The organism is Lactiplantibacillus xiangfangensis, assembly GCF_001438845.1.
In the GTDB taxonomy this organism is placed as follows: Bacteria; Bacillota; Bacilli; order Lactobacillales; family Lactobacillaceae; genus Lactiplantibacillus; species Lactiplantibacillus xiangfangensis.
This window is the reverse complement of the sequence record NZ_JQCL01000029.1, coordinates 58235-78240: the sequence shown is the minus strand read 5'-3', so window position 1 is coordinate 78240 and position 20006 is coordinate 58235. Positions and strand designations below refer to the sequence as shown.

15 protein-coding genes are annotated in these 20006 nt (G+C 44.3%); 11 read left to right on the top strand and 4 right to left on the bottom strand.

The features are described from left to right. Window positions 1-36 precede the first annotated feature (36 nt). Together IV64_RS02775 and IV64_RS02770 are read right to left on the bottom strand one after the other, a co-directional pair. Entirely contained in the window at window positions 37-1581 is a 1545-nt protein-coding gene (locus IV64_RS02775; protein WP_057705643.1) for a DUF5060 domain-containing protein, read from the bottom strand. Window positions 1582-1791: 210 nt separating this feature from the next. Then, window positions 1792-2814 (bottom strand): LacI family DNA-binding transcriptional regulator, encoded by a 1023-nt coding sequence (locus IV64_RS02770; protein WP_057705642.1) that lies wholly within the window; start codon window positions 2812-2814, stop codon window positions 1792-1794. Between the two features lie 132 nt (window positions 2815-2946). On the opposite strand from IV64_RS02770, the gene IV64_RS02765 reads away from it, so the two are divergent. The 5 genes from IV64_RS02765 to IV64_RS02745 all read left to right on the top strand — a co-directional run bounded on the left by IV64_RS02765 (window position 2947) and on the right by IV64_RS02745 (window position 9279). Further along, window positions 2947-4377, top strand: coding sequence for an L-fucose/L-arabinose isomerase family protein (locus tag IV64_RS02765; RefSeq protein ID WP_057705641.1), 1431 nt, complete (start codon window positions 2947-2949; stop codon window positions 4375-4377). Window positions 4378-4404: 27 nt separating this feature from the next. Next, window positions 4405-5232 (top strand): transketolase, encoded by an 828-nt coding sequence (locus IV64_RS02760; RefSeq protein WP_057705640.1) that lies wholly within the window; start codon window positions 4405-4407, stop codon window positions 5230-5232. Further along, a complete protein-coding gene (locus IV64_RS02755; protein WP_083491546.1) occupies window positions 5229-6170 on the top strand; it encodes a transketolase family protein in 942 nt (313 codons plus the stop codon). Before IV64_RS02760 ends, IV64_RS02755 begins: the two co-directional genes overlap by 4 nt. Window positions 6171-6185: 15 nt before the next feature. After that, window positions 6186-7673, top strand: a complete 1488-nt coding sequence (locus IV64_RS02750; RefSeq protein WP_057705639.1) for an FGGY-family carbohydrate kinase — start codon at window positions 6186-6188, stop codon at window positions 7671-7673. Window positions 7674-7788: 115 nt separating this feature from the next. Next, a complete protein-coding gene (locus IV64_RS02745; RefSeq protein WP_057705638.1) occupies window positions 7789-9279 on the top strand; it encodes a glycoside hydrolase family 1 protein in 1491 nt (496 codons plus the stop codon). Between the two features lie 77 nt (window positions 9280-9356). On the opposite strand, the gene IV64_RS02740 is transcribed toward IV64_RS02745, so the two are convergent. Together IV64_RS02740 and IV64_RS02735 are read right to left on the bottom strand one after the other, a co-directional pair. Beyond that, entirely contained in the window at window positions 9357-9623 is a 267-nt protein-coding gene (locus IV64_RS02740; protein ID WP_057705637.1) for a helix-turn-helix domain-containing protein, read from the bottom strand. Beyond that, entirely contained in the window at window positions 9613-9972 is a 360-nt protein-coding gene (locus IV64_RS02735) for a type II toxin-antitoxin system RelE/ParE family toxin (RefSeq protein WP_057705636.1), read from the bottom strand. Before IV64_RS02735 ends, IV64_RS02740 begins: the two co-directional genes overlap by 11 nt. A gap of 355 nt (window positions 9973-10327) precedes the next feature. Here IV64_RS02735 and IV64_RS02730 point away from each other — a divergent pair, with 355 nt between their 5' ends. The 6 genes from IV64_RS02730 (at window position 10328) to IV64_RS02705 (ending at window position 19948) form a co-directional block, all read left to right on the top strand. Continuing rightward, window positions 10328-11383: a DUF871 domain-containing protein gene (locus IV64_RS02730; protein ID WP_057705635.1), complete on the top strand. Its 1056-nt coding sequence runs from the start codon at window positions 10328-10330 to the stop codon at window positions 11381-11383. Then, complete coding sequence (gene murQ, locus IV64_RS02725) at window positions 11380-12270, top strand: N-acetylmuramic acid 6-phosphate etherase (protein WP_083491545.1); 891 nt, start codon at window positions 11380-11382, stop codon at window positions 12268-12270. Before IV64_RS02730 ends, murQ begins: the two co-directional genes overlap by 4 nt. A gap of 12 nt (window positions 12271-12282) precedes the next feature. Further along, entirely contained in the window at window positions 12283-13782 is a 1500-nt protein-coding gene (locus tag IV64_RS02720; protein WP_057705634.1) for a PTS transporter subunit EIIC, read from the top strand. Between the two features lie 37 nt (window positions 13783-13819). Continuing rightward, window positions 13820-14668: a MurR/RpiR family transcriptional regulator gene (locus IV64_RS02715; protein ID WP_057705633.1), complete on the top strand. Its 849-nt coding sequence runs from the start codon at window positions 13820-13822 to the stop codon at window positions 14666-14668. A gap of 11 nt (window positions 14669-14679) precedes the next feature. Continuing rightward, window positions 14680-15162, top strand: a complete 483-nt coding sequence (locus IV64_RS02710; protein WP_057705632.1) for a PTS sugar transporter subunit IIA — start codon at window positions 14680-14682, stop codon at window positions 15160-15162. 160 nt (window positions 15163-15322) lie between these two features. After that, window positions 15323-19948, top strand: a complete 4626-nt coding sequence (locus tag IV64_RS02705; RefSeq protein ID WP_237757305.1) for a BspA family leucine-rich repeat surface protein — start codon at window positions 15323-15325, stop codon at window positions 19946-19948. Window positions 19949-20006 lie beyond the last annotated feature (58 nt).

Here is a 20006-nt window from a genome sequence, read left to right as displayed (position 1 = left end):
TATGAAAAGATTTCAATATTAGCACACTAATAAACGCTAATTGATTTTAGTTAATAGAATTGCTTGGTAAGGTTTGCGTGGAATATGGAAATAGTGGTTTTTATCTATGCGTTCATTGAGTTTGGTGCTAGTCATATTCCATGTATCGATTACTTGTGCTGAATAAATATTATCTTTAGGTAAGAAGTCAAAGATCTCAAATTCAGGCTGATTATCACCGATATAAGCAAAGACATGCTGTTTATCTGGTGATTCACCAACAGCTAGTTCCCAGTGAGGACCTTGGACGGCCATGGGGTTAACGTAATTAAATCCGTTTGTTGCAAGTAATTGCTTTAAATAGGTAATTCGTTTCTGACTTTCTCCGCGTAAAATACCACCATGTGCCCACCAGATTGGTCGAGTAGTATTTGGTTTGTCGATATAAGTTTCCCCGTGAGTTGCGTAGCCACCACGTAAAACAATTCGGTAAAAGCTATCGACCATTCCTTTTGCACTATTATCGCCCCAACCGAATTCAATATTTCCTTCATATCTACATTCATCAAAGATGATTGGCTTTTGAAAATCATCGAGCCATTTTGGAACAAAAAAGACGTTATCGGACTGAATACTTAGGTGGGTAATCCAAGGCTTAGTGTAGTCAAACCAGTTTTTAGTCGTACCTTTGTGAACTGGCGGATCATAAAAGTTATGAATCGATAGTAGGTGGCCACTAGGGTCTTCTTGATGGACGGTTTTTCCAATGAAATCCCAGGCGGATAAGGGCTTTTGTCCAAGCTGAGCCATTAAATCGTATTCATTAGCTAAGGACCACCAAATGTTTTTATAACTTGCTAGACGGGCAACGATATATTGGATATAGTGCTTATCCATAGCCTGTCCCATGCGAGCAAATCCCCAACTATCATAGGGATGGAATAAAATTAAATCTGCTTGAATCCCAAGGGCATCAAGGTCTTTAATTCGTTGTTCAAGATGTTGAAAGTAACTTGGATTGAATGTTGAATAATCAAAACCTGTTTTTTGTGGGTCCACTTGCCACGAATCATCATTAAAGATACCGGTAGTATGGGTTGGAGAACCTGCAAATGGGTACTGAGCAGGTTCCTGAGTATTGTAATTGTAATATTTCGGAAACGCTGTCATTCTAATTTTATTAAAACTATTTTCTTTCAAAGTAGATAAAGTTTTTTCCTGGGTTTTCGAATCTTGAAATACCCAGGCATATGCGGTTGTTCCAAAAGGTAAATATGGTGTGCCATCTTCGTAGGTAAAATGGGTTTTACCGGAAACTTGGACTGGACCATGGTTATTATCTTGGGCAGGTGTACAAGTGAAGGATGTTTGATAGTCGTTCAACTCATCAACATTAGATATAGTTTTTACATTCCAGATTCCAACGGATTTTGGCATGAAACGGACTTTGTATTTACCGTTACCATCGTAAAATCCTCGTACGTGGATATGATCGGTTCCATAATTGAAAATTGCAGCGAACTCAACATCCATGAATGGGTTGCCATTTGTAGGCCCATCAAGGGTTAGTTCATAAGACTGCCAACGCTCACAATTAGTCATGTTTAGACTCCCTCCAATATTGTAAAGTGTATTGATAACGCTTACATTTCAGCTATAACCACTTCGCTTATGTTATCAATAGAAGTGATTGCCACGGACAATTAGTACTAGCATTTATTGAATACGCTTTCTTGTCCGTGGCTTTAATTTAGCATGCGTTAGCTACTAGTTCAACACTAATTTGCTAGAATAAGACTAAAATTAAAAATGCTATAGAGATTGGCGACTGATTAATTTGGTTGCAATCAGCGTTTTTTGATGTGCCCAGTTTTTATCAAAGACCTGACCTTGCAGTTGTCTGATTGCCTGATTGGTAATTTGTTCAATTGGAACGTGAATGGTCGTTAATTCTGGAGTGAGAAGGGTGCCTTCATAAATATCATCAAATCCCATGATTCCAAGATCTTCTGGAATCTTGATACCAGCGTTTAAACAACTTTTGATTAATCTGGTTGCGATATAATCGTCCTCACAAAAAACGGCTTCAGGTGTATTTTTCCCCATTATTTGATGTATGTTTAACCCTTTAGGATCGAGTTCGGTCGGTGATATCATATAAAAATTTTGATTGTTAACTTCCAAATGATGAGTTGCAAGTGCATCGGTAAATCCTTGTCTGCGCATAGTAAAATTGGCAACTAATTTATCTGAAGCGACGTAGCCAATTTTTTTATAGCCTTTTTTCAACATATAAAGACCAGCTTCGTATGCGCCTTGATAATTATCCATAGTGACAAAGTCAGCTAAAATATTGCGATAGTACGTATCAATAAAAACGACATTACTAAGCTTTTCCTGAATTAACCGAACTTGGTTTTCTTGCAAATCGGTTGCAAGAACAATTGTGCCAGCCGAGCCGCTGTTTGCAGGCAAAGTATCCAATGATCTTTCTAAAGTGTTTACATCGATAGTGTTTATTTTTAGTGAACCGCCACTGTTACTGATTCTGGTAGACAATGCCGAAATTAAGCTATCAAAAAAAGGCAAGGAGCGAAAGTTATTTCCAACTAAGCCACTTGTTTTGACGGCAATTAAATTAACGTTAGCGAGCTCTTGATGCTCGCTTTTTTTGTTTTTACGTAATGGCTTGTAATTATACTCATTAATAACCGCAAAAATTTTTTGGCGGGTTTCATCACTGATACCTTCTTTTCCATTGAGTGCCAACGAAACAGCAGACCGTGATACGTGTGCAATCCTTGCTATATCATCCATTTTTATTTTGTTTGTCATATTTAATCATCCTTTGTTTAAACTAGCGCTGAACTAAAATTAAAATGTTATTTTCGAAAAATATTGCTAACGTTCATTTAAAATAATAACATAAGTTCAGTTAAGCGGTTACATAATTTTAGGAGGATTCTTATGACAGACAAAATTACTTTAGGTTTTGCGCCAACCCGGCGGAATATCTTTTCTGCGGATGCTGCAATTGAATTTGCTGATTATACGCGGCAAAAATTAGACGCAATGAACGTTAATTATATTGATATTAAAGATGTTAATGATGATGGTCTACTCTATGACGACGCTGGCATGACTAAAATTACTAAAAAATTCAAAGATGCACATATTGATGGTTTGTTCTTAGCCAATGAAAATTTTGGTACTGAATATGAATGCGCACGACTCGCTAAGCAGTTTGACGTCCCAGTCTTGCTCTGGGGGCCAAAAGATGAAGCCCCCGCTGCGGATGGATCGCGTTTACGCGACACCCAATGTGGCCTATTCGCCATCGGAAAAGTGCTACGGCGCTTTAACGTGCCATTCACTTATATCAAGAACTGTGACCTAGAAGATCCAGCCTTTGAACGTGGTGTTCGCGACTTTATTAAAGTTTGCAACGTTGTGAAGACTTTCAAGAACACACGAATTTTACAAGTTGGTCCCCGGCCATTTGATTTTTGGTCAACGATGGTAAATGAAGGCGAATTGCTCGAAAAGTTCAACATTTCGCTATCACCAATTCCAATGACGGAGTTAGTTGAAGAAATTCACGCCTTAATTAAAGCAAACGATGATGAAATCAACACAACGATGGCTCATTTAAAGGCAATTGCAACGATCCAAATTAGCGATAAGGACCTGCAAATGGTTGCGGCACTAAAAACGGCCCTCAAACGACTTTGTCAGCAATATGGCTGCAATGCTGGTGCGATTCAGTGCTGGACAGCCTTACAAGATGAAATTGGTATTTTACCCTATGCCAGTGAATCATTACTGCAAGATGAAGGTCTCCCAGTAACCTGTGAAACTGATATTCATGGTGTCATTTCTGAACTATTGGTAGAAGCCGCAACTATGGGCGAACACCGCGCAGTCTTTGCGGACGTCAATTGCCGCCACCCTGAAAATGAGAATGGCGAATTACTACAACATTTAGGCGTTTTCCCATACTCGACAGCCAAAAATAAACCAGTTTTGCCACAATCACACTTTGTCTTTGATTATCCAGGTTCCGTTGGTTTTGAAGCTCAGGCCGGCCACTATACACTATGCCGCTTTGACGGCGACCACGGCAAATATTCAATGTTAATGGGTAACGCGAAGTCAATAGAAGGACCATATGAGCAGGGGACTTACCTATGGCTAGAATTTGCTAACCTAAACCGTTTTGAAGCTAAGTTGGTTTACGGCCCGTATATTCACCACATGGCTGCTGTCCGGGATGACGTTGTGCCGGTTTTATATGAAGCTTGCAAGTATTTAGGTGTTAGCCCCGATTTTTATGACCCAATTGAAGATGATGTGCATGCTTATCTGCGTGGAGACACGGATTCGATCATTACGGACTAACGGGATTTTAGAAAGGAATGAATCATATTGGATATCCAAGCATTACAGCAAAAGGCAATCGAACTTAGAAAAGCAACTTGGAAGATGATTTACGCAGCAAAAACGGGGCATACGGGCTCTGACCTATCATGTACCGATATTTTGGTCGCATTATATTACAGAGTCATGAATCAGACCGCGGCGACTTTCACGGATCCCAACCGCGATCGTTACATTCAATCGAAGGGCCACGCGGTTGAAATATTGTGGAACGTTTTAGCAGACCGCGGCTATTTCCCAAAATCTGACCTAAAGACTTATTCTCAATTTAAATCGCCTTACATGGGTCACCCTAATAACCATGTTAAGGGTGTTGAAATGAACACGGGCTCACTTGGCCATGGGCTGGCATTGAGCGTCGGGATTGCCAAGGCTGCTAAGATGAACGGTCAAAGCTACCATACTTATACTTTAATGGGTGACGGTGAGCAGGCGGAAGGTTCTGTCTGGGAAGCCGCAATGGCAGCCAGCAATTTTAAACTTGATAATTTAACGGCCATTATCGACCACAATGGGTTACAAATTACGGGTAAAACGGTGGACGTCATGAATAGCGAACCACTTAAGGCGAAATATGAAGCGTTTGGTTGGCACGTTCTTGAAGTTCCCGGCAATGACATGCAGGCGCTTGTGGATGCTTTAGAAGCAGAGCCACAGATGGGTAAACCAACTTTAGTTTTAGCTGATACGACGAAGGGCTCCGGTGTTAAGTTTGCTGAGAACAAGGCAGAATGGCATCACAAAGTACCTACGGCTGAACAGTATCAAGAAGCGTTGGATGACTTTGATCGACAACTTAAGGAGGTCGCAAAATGATTAATATGGGAGAAAAGGCTGGCACGGTGATGTGTCGCGTATTGACTGATGAAGCTAAGCAAAATGCGGACTTGGTCGTTTTAACCAGTGATTCACGTGGATCAGGGTCCCTTGTTCCCTTTGCGACTGCTTTGCCAAAGCAAATTGTCGAAGTCGGAATTGCCGAACAGGACTTAGTGACGATTAGTGCTGGACTAGCACACAGCGGCAAACGGACCTTTGCCGTATCACCAGCATCCTTCTTAACGATGCGGAGCATTGAACAAGTTAAAGTGGACGTCACGTATTCGAACGCTAACGTTAAATTAATCGGTATTAGTGGCGGGAATTCCTACAGTGTTTTGGGTAGCACGCACCACTCGTTACAAGATTTAGCTATTACTCGGGCCTTACCAAACCTAGAAGTTTATATGCCTAGCGATCAATATCAAACGGCTGCGCTTTTTAAATATTTAGCGCATTCTGACGTTCCAGCCTACGTTCGAATCGGGAAAAAACAATTGCCTGATATTTACACAAATGAAGCAGAAGCCTTCGTCAAGCCTGGTAAAGCTAACGTTATTCGCCAAGGTAAGGATATTGCCTTGATTGCGGCTGGTGAAACGGTTCAAACTGCGCTTGATACGGCTGACGAATTGGCTAAAGTAGGTGTATCCGCGACAGTGGTGGACCTAGTCAGTGTGAAACCACTTGATACTACCTTGATTGATCAACTTTGTTCGGACTATCCGGCCTTGATTACGATTGAAGAACACAGTGTTATCAACGGTATTGGGACTGCGGTTGCGGAACGGGTCGCGGCTAACGGGAATACTAAGCTGAAAATTGTGGGCTTCCCTGATGAACCAGCGATTGCCGGAACGCAAGCTGAAGTCTTTAAGTATTATGGTATCGATGGTGCGGATGTGGCTAAGCAAGCCGTTAACATGCTGTCCTGATTTGGAGGTATAACCATGGCACAACTAATGTTAGGCATTGACCAAAGCACACAGGGGACGAAGGTCCTTTTGTTTGACAGTGCCGGTCGATTATACCGGCGATTTTCTAAAAATCATCGACAATTAATTAATGACCAGGGATGGGTCAGCCATGACTTAACTGAAATCTGGGAAAACGTCCTGTCGCTGGTCACCCAAGCCCAACAGTTGGTAAGTGCCAATGGTGATGAGATTGTCGGAATTGGTATCACGAATCAGCGCGAAAGTGCCGCGGCTTGGTCACGTAAGGATGGCAGTCCGTTAGCAAAAACGGTCGTGTGGCAATGCGCCCGTGCGACTGCGTTATGTGACCAGCTTGTGAAACGTGGTGTGGGTGCAGCGGTACAAGCGAAATCCGGCATGCCACTGTCACCATACTTTACGGCGGCTAAGTTTGCGTGGCTATTGCAAAATGAACCCGCTGTTAAGGCCGCTGCGAACCAGGATGAGCTGTGTTTAGGGACGATGGACAGTTGGCTGATTTACCAGTTAACCGCTGGAAAAAGCTTTAAAACCGAGCCTTCTAATGCTTGTCGGACCCAACTTCTAAATATAGAAACACTGAATTGGGACCAGGAACTCTGTGATATTTTTGATGTTCCAATGGCAAGCTTAGGTACGGTGGTTGACTCCGATGCTTTGTTTGGGATGACGGATGTAAGCGGCCGGTTGCCACACGCCGTACCCATCCACGGTGTTTTAGGGGATTCACAAGCAGCGCTTTTTGGACAACATTGTGTAGAGTTTGGTGATGTCAAAGCAACTTATGGCACGGGATCGTCAATTATGATGAATATTGGGAAGCGCCCCGTTCGGTCTAAAAATGGATTGATGACGTCGGTAGGATGGCGTTTTAAAGGTGAAGCCGCCTACGTTCTCGAAGGTAATGTGAACTATTCGGGTGCCGTTGTGAAGTGGTTGCAAGAAGACCTTGATTTGATTGATGACGCCGCGGAAACTGGGACGCTGGCAATGGCTGCTAATCCGCAAGATCAAACCTGTTTGGTACCAGCTTTTTCAGGATTAGGTGCGCCCTATTGGAATGATAAAGCCCAAGCGGTGGTATGGGGCATGACGCGAACAACGCGTAAACCTGAATTTGTCAAAGCTGCCTTGAACAGTATTGTGTTTCAAATCAACGATGTTATCCAACAAATGTTAGGCGATATTGGTTGCCAGCAGACCGTCTTAAAGGTTGATGGCGGTGTCACTAAAAATCAATATTTGATGCAGTTTCAGGCAGATATTACCGATGCCAAACTGTTACTGCCTAATTTTGAAGAGTTGAGTGGCTTCGGTGCCGTCTATGCTGCCGGAATGGCTTTAGGCTTATATACCGCGACAACTTATCAGCAGGACGTTTCCTACCAAAGTTACCAACCGAGAATGGCGACTGAACAACGACAGGCAGATTTAAAGATTTGGCATCGTGCCGTTACGATTGTTAACCAAAACTTCTCATAGAAGATTTTTATGTGTTTCGGCAAACAAATCAAGTTGATATTGATAACCGAAGTTAGTTATACTGTAATGTAAGGGCTATCATTATCCCTGATAGGCCAGAAAGGGTGCTGATTAGATGTCAAAATTTCCAGAAGGCTTTTTATGGGGCGGCGCTACTGCTGCTAATCAACTAGAAGGTGGCTACGAGGAAGGCGGTCGCGGTTTATCAATCGCCGACGCACTTCCTGGCGGTAAGGATCGCTTTAAAATCGTCAGTCAACCCGACTTTGATTGGACCATTGACGAAAATAAATATACTTATCCGAACCATGAAGGAATCGACTTTTATCATCATTATAAGGAAGATATTGCGCTTTTTGCTGAAATGGGTTTTAAATGTTACCGTTTCTCAATTGCGTGGTCGCGGATTTTTCCTAACGGTGATGAACCGCGTCCTAATGAAGCTGGTTTGAAGTTTTACGATGATGTGATCAACGAATGTTTAGACCATCACATCGAACCAGTGATTACGATTTCACATTACGAATTACCATTAAACTTAGCTAAACGCTACGGTGGTTGGAAAAACCACTACTTGATTGAATTTTATGAAAACTTTGCCCGGACTGTTTTGACTCGGTACGCTGACAGAGTAAAGTATTGGATGACTTTCAATGAAATCAATAGTGCCGCTCATTTTCCTGTTATGGGCCAGGGACTAGTTCCATCGACTGGCGCCAACGATAAGAAGAACGTTTTCCAAGCTTGGCATAACCAGTTCGTTGCTAGCGCTGAAGCCGTTAAAATTGCGCACGAATTGCGTCCTGACATCCAAGTTGGTTGCATGATCCTTTACGCAACGAGCTATAGTTACGACGCAAACCCGGTGAACCAATTGGCGAACCTGCATCATAACCAGGACTTAAACTTCTTCTGTGCCGATGTCCAAGTTCGTGGCGCTTATCCAGCGTATACGAAGCGGTTATTGGCTGAATATGGTTTGAAGTTTGAAGACTTGGAAACGACTGATGGTGATTTGGCTTTATTGAAGCAATACCCAGTCGATTACATCGGCTTCAGTTACTACATGTCTACGGCCGTTGAAACGACCGGGAAAAACACTGAGACTGTTGCTGGTAATTTAATGGGTGGCGTGAAGAACCCGTTTTTAAAGGCCAGTGATTGGGGTTGGCAAATTGACCCAACCGGTTTACGGATCGCATTGGATCAACTCTACGACCGTTATCAAAAGCCGTTATTCGTTGTTGAAAATGGTCTGGGCGCGATTGATAAGCCAGATAAGAATCACTATGTCGAAGATGATTACCGGATTGACTACTTGAAGCAACACGTCCAGGCATTGGCTGGCGCGATTGATGACGGGGTCGACGTGATGGGTTACACACCATGGGGCTGCATTGACCTTGTGAGTGCTTCAACCGGTGAAATGAGCAAGCGGTACGGCTTTATTTACGTTGATCTTGATGATCAGGGTAAGGGGACAATGAAACGTTACCCGAAGAAGTCGTTTTACTGGTACCAAGACGTGATTAAGAATAATGGTTTGGAAAAACCGAAAAAGCCTGTCAAAAAAGAACTCGATTTGAGCAAGCTTGATTTAAGCTAAATTGTAAAAACATAAGTATTAAAAATCAGCGGTGGTGAATCTTCAGATTCACCACCGCTGATTTTTTTAGAGCAGTGTCATTCAAAACTAACCTTAACTCGTTTGCCAAGTGCATGCGCAATTTGAGCATACTTAGCGAAAGAAACGTTGTCACCACGTTCAATTCGCGCAATGGTCGCTTGAGTAGTCGAGGCCCGTTCTGCTAATTCGATTTGAGTTAATCCAGCCGCTTCGCGTGCATGATATAAAGTGATTGCAGTATCTAACAATTCTCCTTCATCACGGTATGCTGCTGCAAACTCAGGATTTTTAAGTTCTTCATCAATTAGACTGTCAATTTTCATGGTCTCGATACCATTCCTTTCTGAGTTCCTTTGCATGTTGTATTTCACGAACCGGTGTTTTTTGTGTTTTCTTAGTAAAGCCGTGTGTGATGAGGTAATCACCGCGAGTGATATGAAAATATAAAGCACGTTGAATATTTGATCCAGCCTTGCTCCTGACTTCATATAGGTTCACATCAATTTTTTTAACCCATTTTAGTCTCTGAGCAACTAATAGACCGTTAGTTTCAATTTTTGAAAGAGTTTGCAATAATTTAGCTCGATCTTTGATGGGCAAAGATTTAATCCATTCTAAAAATTCATCATGACCGTTGGGACGCTTATATGACTGAAATTCTATCTTTTTCATACTGAGATTATATCATATATTTCTTTTTTTTACTTGTATAAGAATTATTTCCAGTGGCTTTACCACTCAGTCGATTGTTTGGCGGTGAAACTTATTTTAGTCGGATTTTTAAGAAGACAGAGATTTCACAGGTTCAATATCGGCGCAGTGGCTAGAATATAAATGATGTTTTATTGGCAACTAATAGTATGAAACGTTTAAGAAAGCATTCCAGTTTTTATTGAAAATTAATTCTATAAAAGAAACATAATTACATTAATTCAATAGTTTTTAATTGAGATATTGTAATTTAGTTACAACGATGCTATATTTAAAATATAAATGTAAGCGTTAACAAAACGGAGGCGAATAAGGAATGTTAGGTTTTTCTGTGTACTTGAATCAGCCGCTAACTGCGACACGGATCGCACAGATGGAAATGATGAAATCAGCCGGTTTTACCGGCGTCTTTACGTCGATGCATATTCCCGAAGATGATCCGCAACAATATTTGACGCGGGTGCGTGCGTTGGGAAAAGCCTGTCATGAGTTGAATTTGCAACTAACAGCGGACGTTTCGGCCGCCGGCATGCAACGAATGGGTATCGATATCAATGATACCGCGGCCCTAACTAAGCTTGGTTTGACAGCCCTACGGATTGATGATGGCTTAGAGATGGCCGCAATTGCCCGTTTATCCCGTCAAATGCCAATCGCATTAAATGCTAGTACGATTAGTCCCGAAGACGTTCAAGCCTTAACGGCCGCAAACGCAGACTTTGACCACTTAGAAGCTTGGCACAACTATTATCCGCGACCGGAAACAGGGCTAGATGCTGACTGGGTCTTGGCCAAAAATCAGTGGTTAAAGGCTCAAGGGTTTACCACGATGGCGTTTGTTGCGGGCGATACCGATTTACGGGGGCCGCTACACGCGGGCTTACCAACGTTAGAAGCTGACCGTAAAGCACAACCACTAGCCGCAACGTTAAACTTGCAACGGCACCTAGCCGTCGACAAAGTGTACGTAGGGGACTCAGTTTTGAGTCCCGCGCGGTGTGACCAATTTAAACGGTATTTTAACGATCATATTTTGCAATTATCCGTTTACACGATGACTGATGCCTTGGTAGGCCCCGTTTGGCACAATCGTCCGGACGTCGCTCGCGACGTAGTTCGGTTAGTCGAAGGTCGCCAGCAGATTCATCAGTTAGCTCCCGCAAACACGGTTGCGCGCAAAGTTGGTGCTGTCACGATCGACAACGATCGCTATGGCCGTTACGTGGGTGAGCTTCAAATTGTAAAGACGGCGCTCCCCGCTAACGAAGCCGTTAACGTCGTGGGTCAGGTCGCCGATGCAGACTTGGCGCTGTTACCGGAAATTGGTAGCGGACAAGCAGTCCAGTTTATCAGAGAGGGTGAAGGCAATTGAATTTAGAGAATTTAACGACGGAAACGCGGAATCAAAAGACGATGGCGCTCGACACGTTATCCGTTAAAGAAGTTTTGAGCCTGATGAACCAGGAGGATCAAAAGGTTCCCGTGGCGATTGAAAAGGTGTTACCACAAATTGAAAGCGCTGTAAAAGTGATCGTCAAAAACTTTCAAGCGGGTGGTCGCTTGATTTATATGGGTGCCGGAACTAGTGGGCGCTTAGGCGTTTTGGACGCTGCTGAGTGTGTGCCAACCTTTGGAACCGACCCCGAAATGGTCCAAGGCCTGATTGCTGGCGGGATGTCCGCCATGACGGTCGCAGTTGAAGGCGCCGAAGATTCCGTTGAACTGGGACAAAAAGACCTAGTGGCATTGAAATTAACGGCGCATGATACGGTTGTCGGCATCGCTGCGAGTGGCCGGACCCCTTACGTTGTGGGCGGTCTCGACTATGCCAAGCAGGTTGGGGCGGCCACGGTGAGTCTGGCTTGCAACACGTCCGCTGTAATCAGTGGGCACGCCGAGACGGCCATTGAGGTGGACGTGGGCCCCGAAGTCTTGACGGGATCGACCCGACTCAAGTCTGGAACGGCGCAAAAATTGATTTTAAACATGCTCTCGACGGTCTCGATGGTCGGCATCGGTAAGGTCTATAAGAACCTCATGGTGGACGTTAAACCCACCAATGAAAAGCTCGTTGAGCGGGCCAAACGAATCATCGTACAAGCAACGGATTGTTCGCAAGCGACGGCGGAAAAAGCTTTTACTGAAGCTGACCAAGACGTCAAACTTGCCATCGTAATGGTACTAACGGATATGCGTAAAGATGAAGCCGCAAAACGCTTGAAACGGGCAAAAGGATTTGTTCGTCAAGCAGTGAAATAGGAGGGATTTATCATGGCTGAAGATAAATATGTTCGGATTGCTCACGCGATTTATGATCACGTTGGCGGCCCACAAAACATCGAAAAGTTGATTCATTGTATGACCCGGGTACGGATGACGATTCGGGACGAATCACTGGTTGATATGGACGGTTTAAAGGCAATCGATGGGGTCATGGGTGTTGTCCAAGAAGACACGCTCCAAGTCATTGTCGGGCCCGGAACCGTTGATAAAGTCGCTGACGAAATGGTCAAAGAAGTCGGTGTTGGTTTAGGCGAACCGTTCCCAGATCCAAGCACCTTTACGACGCAAACTGGTGGGGATGAAAAGTCCGAACACCAGCGCGACAAGGAAATGGTTGAAGCCAAGGCCAAGCAAGTTCACGCCGAACAGAAGGCAAAAATTAAACAGACCCCAATGCGCAAAATTTTAAGTGCAATTTCTAGTATTTTCATTCCATTAATTCCAGTGTTCGTTGGGGCTGGTTTAATTTCCGGGATTGCTGCGATCCTGTCAAACATGCTGGTTGCCGGCGATATTGGTAAGAGCTGGGTCGACTTTATTAGTGTCTTGAAAGTCATAAACAGTGGCTTGTTCTACTACTTAGTCATCTATGTTGGGATCAACAGTGCGACCGTCTTTGGCGCCACCGCTGGTTTAGGTGGGGTCATCGGTGCGGTCACCTTGCTGACTGGGGTCACCCCACAAGCGCCGATTCACAACATTTTTAACGGCCAAGCATTATCAGCTGGCCAAGGTGGGATCATTGGTGTGATCTTTGCCGTTTGGGTACTCTCAATTGTTGAAAAATGGTTACACAAGGTAATTCCAGATTCAATTGATATTATTGTGACGCCAACGATTGCGTTACTAGTTGTTGGGGTCTTCACGATCTTTATCGTTATGCCAATTGCCGGAGTTATTTCAACTGGCTTAGTTGGCGGCGTTGAATGGGTCTTGAACGTTGGTGGGGCCTTCTCTGGTTTCGTTTTAGGTCTGTTCTTCTTACCGATGGTTATGTTTGGGTTACATCAGATTTTGACGCCAATCCATATCGAAATGATCAACAAATTAGGCATGACCCCATTACTGCCAATCTTAGCAATGGCGGGTGCTGGTCAAGTCGGTGCCGCCGTAGCACTTTGGATTCGTTGCCGGAATAATCATCAATTAACGAACATGATTAAAGGGGCGTTACCCGTTGGGATTCTAGGTATTGGTGAACCGTTAATTTACGGGGTGACTTTACCACTCGGCCGGCCATTCATTACCGCATGTATCGGTGGTGGGATTGGTGGTGCTGTCATCGGTGGCTTAGGCAACATTGGTGCCATTGCCATTGGACCTTCCGGGGTCGCTTTGATTCCATTAATTAATAATGGTCACTGGATGGGCTACGTTTTAGGCTTACTCGCTGCGTACGCGGGTGGCTTTGTAGCGACGTACTTCTTTGGGGTACCAGCCAGTGCTAGAATGCCGAAGGATAAAGAAGGTCACGCAATCGCTGCTTAAGCATAAACGATGCGTGCGAGGTTTAGGAGGAATTTAGATGACTAGTGTTTTATTTACCATTCACGAGAAACTAGCCAGTTTTTCGAATGCTGAACAGAAAATTGGCCGCTATATTCTGAATCACACGCACGCCGTGATCCAGATGAGCACCGCCGAGCTCGCCGCAGCTGCGGATGTCAGTACCGCGACGGTTGCTCGTTTTGGGAAGACGCTGATTCCAGATGGCGGTTATCCCGCGTTGAAACTACAGTTGTCGGCGGAATGTAACGTTGATCAGAGTTTATATGATGAAATCAATCCGCAAGACGACCTAACCGCCGTTAAATCAAAGCTGGCACTGCGACTTACGCATACCATTGAAGAAACGAATGCCAGTTTAGACGACGCTAGTTTGGTGAAAGCTAGTCAGCTGATTGCTGAGAAGGATAACGTGTACGTTTATGGTCTGGGTGCTTCCAACGTGGCGGCGACGGACTTTGAACAGAAATTTATTCGCGTTGGTAAGGCGGTCATTCACTCACAAGATACACACTTATTAGCGGTGGGTTTAACCACGCAACGTGAAACGGCCGTCCTGTTCTTGGTTTCCAATTCGGGAGAAAAGGCCGAAAGTTTAGAATTAGCGCGACTGGCCCATTCGATGGGCGTTCCAATCATCGTTTTGACCCGAAACCCCGGCAGTACGTTGGGCAAGCTAGCGACCATCATTCTCGTTAACGATGACAGTGAGGAAGGTCAGACTGCGCGCGCCGCGGCGACGACTTCATTGATGGCGCAATTATACGTTATTGACCTGTTATACTACACGTTTATAGCGAATGATTATGACCATCATATCGAGCAATTGGTCTTGTCGCGTGACGCGATTCGAAAACATTTTAATTAGGAGTTGATAGTTTGTTTGGATTTAAGAAAAAGAAGACGGCGGTGGCGTTAAACGCCGTTGCGAGTGGCCAGTTGATGCCCATTACGGCAGTTGCCGACCCGGTTTTTTCACAAAAGATGATGGGTGACGGCTTTGCCATCGATCCCACGGACGGCACGATTACGGCGCCCGCTGATGGTGAAATTAAGACCGTTGCGGATACTAAACACGCTGTGATGTTGACGACTAAGGACGGCTTGGAACTGATGTTACACCTGGGATTAGACACGGTGGAGCTAAAGGGTGCACCCTTCGACGTGCAAGTCCAAGTCGGTGATCAGGTGACGGCGGGTCAACCATTGGTTCAAATGGACTTAGCTGCGGTTAAAGCGGCCGGTAAGAGCACGACCGTCATTGTCGTCGTGACCAACATGGATCTTGTGGACCAGTTGGACGTTGCGGCGGCGGGACCTGTGACGGCGTCAAGTCCTGTTGCATCAGTTACATTGAAATAGCGTTAATTAGTTGAAACTAGCTACTGGGAGTCTGCGGATTTTCGGTAGCTAGTTTTTTAGTTACCGCTTTCATATAAATGGAGAATGGCGTACACTATTGATGTAGTTATGTAAAGTTAATTAACAAATTATATTACTGGAGGAGTGGGTTGGGTTGAAGATGGTAAAAAACGGTCAATTGACCGAAGTCCATGTGGGAAAAGTAACCGGTCGTTTTTGGTTAATGGCCGGGGCGGCGTTACTGACTTGGCAGATCAATAATCAAGTCGTTCAAGCGGATACGGTAGCACCAACTGCCCATGTGACTGCTAGTGTAAATACGAAGGTCACGACTGGCCCTACTAGTGAGGGGAGTAGTGCGGCACAGTCAACGATAAGTGTAGCAAGTTCTTCGGCAGCGGCGTCCCATAAATCGCAAGCTAGTGCGGCGAGAGCGGTTAGTCAGCCAGCCTCTGAAACGGGGACTCCTGCCAGTAGTGTGGTCAATGAAAGTCAGGCCGGTAGTGAAGCTAAATCTGAACAGTCTCAGACAGGCGCTCTAAGTCAGGTTGGCAGTTCTCAAGCAGTATCAGAAGCCAGCTCAGCTGTTAAAGATAGTAGTGCGGCACGACCAGTAATTGTTAAATCCATGGCAAGGGTTAAAACAGTTAGCCAAGCGCAACTAGCGAGCTATCGTCTTAGGATGGTGGCACCGGTAGCTCCAGTCGCGGCAGTTAACGACCATACTTCGGGGACACTTGGGACTAGTAAATGGTCGGTTGATACGGTTAATAAAATCCTGACGATTGGTCCCGGAACGTTGGCTGATACTGGAGTTACAGCGGATGCTGATGGCAAAGTGACGGATTGGAAGGGACTGGACTGGAATAACTATCAGGTTGATGGTTCAAAGCCGCAACTGACATTACAGCTTAACGGTCCTGTTGTCGTGGGAGAAGATGCGAGTTATCTATTCTCGGGATTAAGATTTAACGGTAATATTTTGGCTGACGGGACTAATTTAGACACGAGTAATACGACCAATATGACTGGGATGTTTTCTAAAGCATCTATCTGGGCTTCTAACGAAGATAATGACAAAGTAACATTTAACTTAGCTACTAGTGAAGTCAAAACAATGGCACACATGTTTGATGGTGTTCGATTACACAATGAAGTATTCACTTTTTCGAAACTTGATATGGATAACGTAACGGACCTAACTGGGATGTTTGAAAACGCTGGTGGTGAGACGATTGATTTGTCGGGCCTCGATACCTCCAATGTTGTTAGCATGGCACACATGTTTGATAATTGTTCTGGCGCAACAGCGATTGATGTATCGAGTTTTAATACTTCTAATGTAACCGACATGTCATACATGTTTAACCAATGTTCGTTGTTAAAAACATTAGATTTGTCAAACTTTGATACTTCTAATGTAACTTCGATGGCGTCAATGTTTCACACTATGTCGGATTTAACCTCATTAAACATTTCCAAATTGGATACACGTTCAGTGACCGACATGTCAGACATGTTTCATAATGATCACACACCGATAGATCTTGCAAGCTTTAACACTAAAAAAGTGACTAACATGTCCGGCATGTTTCGAGGGACATATTTTACTGAACCGATTAAGCATTTTGAGAAGATCACAACTGATAATGTGACGAACATGTCCAATATGTTTTATTTTTCAGATTTATCTGCAATGGATTTGAGCGGGTTTAACACTAAGAATGTCAAGGATATGTCAGGGATGTTTTCCCGGGCCGATAATTTTTCTACTAGCGATATTGCTAACTTTGATACTAGTAATGTAACCAACATGGCATCGATGTTTGAGAATGTTAATCCGAATGCTTTGAAGGCAAAAGATTATTTTACGACCATCGACCTAAGTCATTTTGATACAAGTCATGTTAAAGATATGTCAAAGATGTTTGCTAATAATAAGCACTTAACGACTGTTAATTTTGCAAATGATAATTCTAAATTTGATACTTCACAAGTAACGAACATGTTGGGGATGTTTTCAGAAGATGGTGCCTTAACTGAATTAGATGTTTCTAGTTTCAACACAAAAAATGTTGTTGATATGTCATACATGTTCAGCAATGATACGCAACTTGAGCGTTTAGATTTAAGCCATTTTGATACCAAAAATGTTGTTGATATGTCATACATGTTCAGCAATGATACGCAACTTGAGCGTTTAGATTTAAGCCATTTTGATACCAAAAATGTTGTTGATATGTCATACATGTTCAACAATGATATAAAACTCGGACGCTTAGATTTACGCAACTTTGAGACCCCTAACCTTAAGAGTGTGTATGAAATGTTTTTGGGTGATGGGGCCCTTAAATACTTGAATCTTGCGAATTTTGATACGCGAAACATTGTCAATAAAGTGCATGGTTCTAATGGCTTTGGATTAAGAACATTTAGGTGGTTTAACATATCTTCAATTCTGTCTGATCCACAGGACAACATGGTTAATCCGCAGGTTTTAGTTCTAGGTGCGAATACTCGATTGAAAATGGATTGGCCGATGAATGAAGTTAGCGATGTTATGGTACTAGATCCAAGCACTCCAGGAATTGCGGATATTACGTTGGCAGATATAGCCAAGGGATTCGGGTATAAAAGTGTTGATGATATGAAAGCTGACTTGTTTGCCGCTGGTCTTCAGTCTGCCAATACTATTACGGGATTATGGGTGAATGCTGATACTGGCGAGAGGTTAACGGCACCAGCTTTAATGGCCAGGTATGGTAATGATCAAGCGGTAGCGGGGACGTGGACTTGGCAAACAATTGTCGGCAAGGATGTTACGATGATTGCGCACCCCAATGCGGAGTGGAAGCCAGCCGACAATTTTGATCAAGCCGTTGATGATGATAACCAAGCACTTGGGCTTGATAAGATGACCGTAACGCTACGTGATGCAACAAGTAACGCTATTGTGAATAATATCGATCCAACAAAAGCCGGTCGCTACACGGTTACTTACAGTTATCCTGGTAGTGATAACGTTATACGCACTTCTGGTCCCGTAGCGTTAACGATTTTAGCCAACCAGGACAATATCCAAGTGGATAACATCGTGCTGGAACTAAATGATACTTTTCAGGCAATGGCTCATCTACAAGGGGTGACTAATGCGGATGGAAGTGCCGTTGATTTTAGCAACGTTACCACCAGTAATACTGTCGATAGTAGTATTCCCGGAAATTATACGGTGACGTACCTGTTTACAGATCTATTTGGGGACACGGTTCAAAAGACGGTCACCGTTGTCGTCAATGGGTTAACTCTGAAGCAGGACAACCTCAATGTTTCAACCGATGACCATTGGGATCCACAAACTAACGTGGCTGCGACTGTCGATGATACTGGTAAAACGGTCGCTCCAGAAGAGATGACAGTTACTATGACGGACGATGCGGGCCACGTTGTCTCAAATCTAAAACGACCAGGTCAATACCAAGTTAGTTATAGTTTCAGTGATGGTCACGGAACGCACAGTCAACGGGCGATTGTTACCGTTGTTGCGGGTGTTAACCATGCTGGTTTGCAACTTAAATCGGACCATATTACCATTTACGAGCATGATGAATGGTCGCCACTCGACAATGTCAGCGCGCTGACCGATTCAGACGGTGAGCCCGTTTTAGCTGAAAACTGGGCGCAATTGCTACAAATAGATGGTCAGGTCAATACTGCCAAGGCGGGCGATTATCCCGTGACATACCGGTTTGTCGATTTGTTTGGTCAGACGCACACAGCAACCACACTAGTGACGGTAAAAGCTAGTCAGGCTGGTTTAACGGTAAAAAAAGATACTGTTAAAGTTTATGCGGGCACTACTTGGGAGGCCACCGATAACCTTGCCAATGTGACCGACATTGACGGTAGTGCGGTTGATCCTAGCCAAGTGATTATCAATAGTAATGTTGATTCGACGAAGCCAGGGCACTATTTGGTCACGTACCGGTTCACAGACCGTCAAAGTAAGTTACACACGGCAACTACGGCGGTGACCGTTTTAGAAAATCAAGCCGCTCTAACCCTCAAAAATGAGGATGTTCAACTCACGGTTGGCGATGCGTGGAACGCTACGGACAATGTCTTACAAGCGACGGACATTGATGGGACTGCTGTTGATGCTGGCAAACTTCAGATTGATAACCCAGTCTTGTTAAATCAACCGGGAACTTATCTTGTGACGTATCAATTCACGGATCAGTTGGGAACGGTGCACACTGCTCAAACCCGAGTGGTGCTTAAAGCCAAACAACAACCCGGTGATGGCGGTGACGATAACAACGGTCAGAAACCAAATCCGGAGCCGACGCCAGAGCCAAATCCGGAACCAGTACCTGAACCAGAACCGGATCCAGAGCCAGCACCTGAACCGAAGCCAGATCCGGTTCCAAATCCAGAACCAACACCGGAAAATCCAGGTCAACAACCGAAGCCGACAACGCCAGCCAATCCTGGCCAACAGCCGACCTCGGTAAAGCCTGAAAACCGGCCATCTGCAGAACACGCGAAGCAGAATCCAACGCAACGACCAACGGGAGATACGGTTAAAGTTAAGGCTAGTTACCAAACTAGCCCAACCCAGTTACAGCATCAAGCGATTAAGCCGGTGCAACCTGCGCAGGCCGCTGTTAAGGCAGGGGCGTCCTTACCACAGACTGATGAACAGAATAATCACCGGTCAATCGCAGGTGTGCTGCTCTTGGCGCTGGCGAGCGTAGGATTTCCGTGGTTCTTTAAAAGACAAAAATAAGCGTTAATTGAAAGTGGTTTAATCTAATTCATATATGCGTTTTATGTTGCTATCCTAG

Excerpts from the sequence above, each read along its gene's own strand:
- IV64_RS02775 (WP_057705643.1), bottom strand. The coding sequence starts at position 1,581 with ATGACTAATTGTGAGCGTTGGCAGTCTTATGAACTAACCCTTGATGGG.
- IV64_RS02770 (WP_057705642.1), bottom strand. The coding sequence starts at position 2,814 with ATGACAAACAAAATAAAAATGGATGATATAGCAAGGATTGCACACGTA.
- IV64_RS02765 (WP_057705641.1), top strand. The coding sequence starts at position 2,947 with ATGACAGACAAAATTACTTTAGGTTTTGCGCCAACCCGGCGGAATATC.
- IV64_RS02755 (WP_083491546.1), top strand. The coding sequence starts at position 5,229 with ATGATTAATATGGGAGAAAAGGCTGGCACGGTGATGTGTCGCGTATTG.
- IV64_RS02750 (WP_057705639.1), top strand. The coding sequence starts at position 6,186 with ATGGCACAACTAATGTTAGGCATTGACCAAAGCACACAGGGGACGAAG.
- IV64_RS02745 (WP_057705638.1), top strand. The coding sequence starts at position 7,789 with ATGTCAAAATTTCCAGAAGGCTTTTTATGGGGCGGCGCTACTGCTGCT.
- IV64_RS02740 (WP_057705637.1), bottom strand. The coding sequence starts at position 9,623 with ATGAAAATTGACAGTCTAATTGATGAAGAACTTAAAAATCCTGAGTTT.
- IV64_RS02735 (WP_057705636.1), bottom strand. The coding sequence starts at position 9,972 with ATGAAAAAGATAGAATTTCAGTCATATAAGCGTCCCAACGGTCATGAT.
- IV64_RS02730 (WP_057705635.1), top strand. The coding sequence starts at position 10,328 with ATGTTAGGTTTTTCTGTGTACTTGAATCAGCCGCTAACTGCGACACGG.
- IV64_RS02720 (WP_057705634.1), top strand. The coding sequence starts at position 12,283 with ATGGCTGAAGATAAATATGTTCGGATTGCTCACGCGATTTATGATCAC.
- IV64_RS02715 (WP_057705633.1), top strand. The coding sequence starts at position 13,820 with ATGACTAGTGTTTTATTTACCATTCACGAGAAACTAGCCAGTTTTTCG.
- IV64_RS02705 (WP_237757305.1), top strand. The coding sequence starts at position 15,323 with ATGGTAAAAAACGGTCAATTGACCGAAGTCCATGTGGGAAAAGTAACC.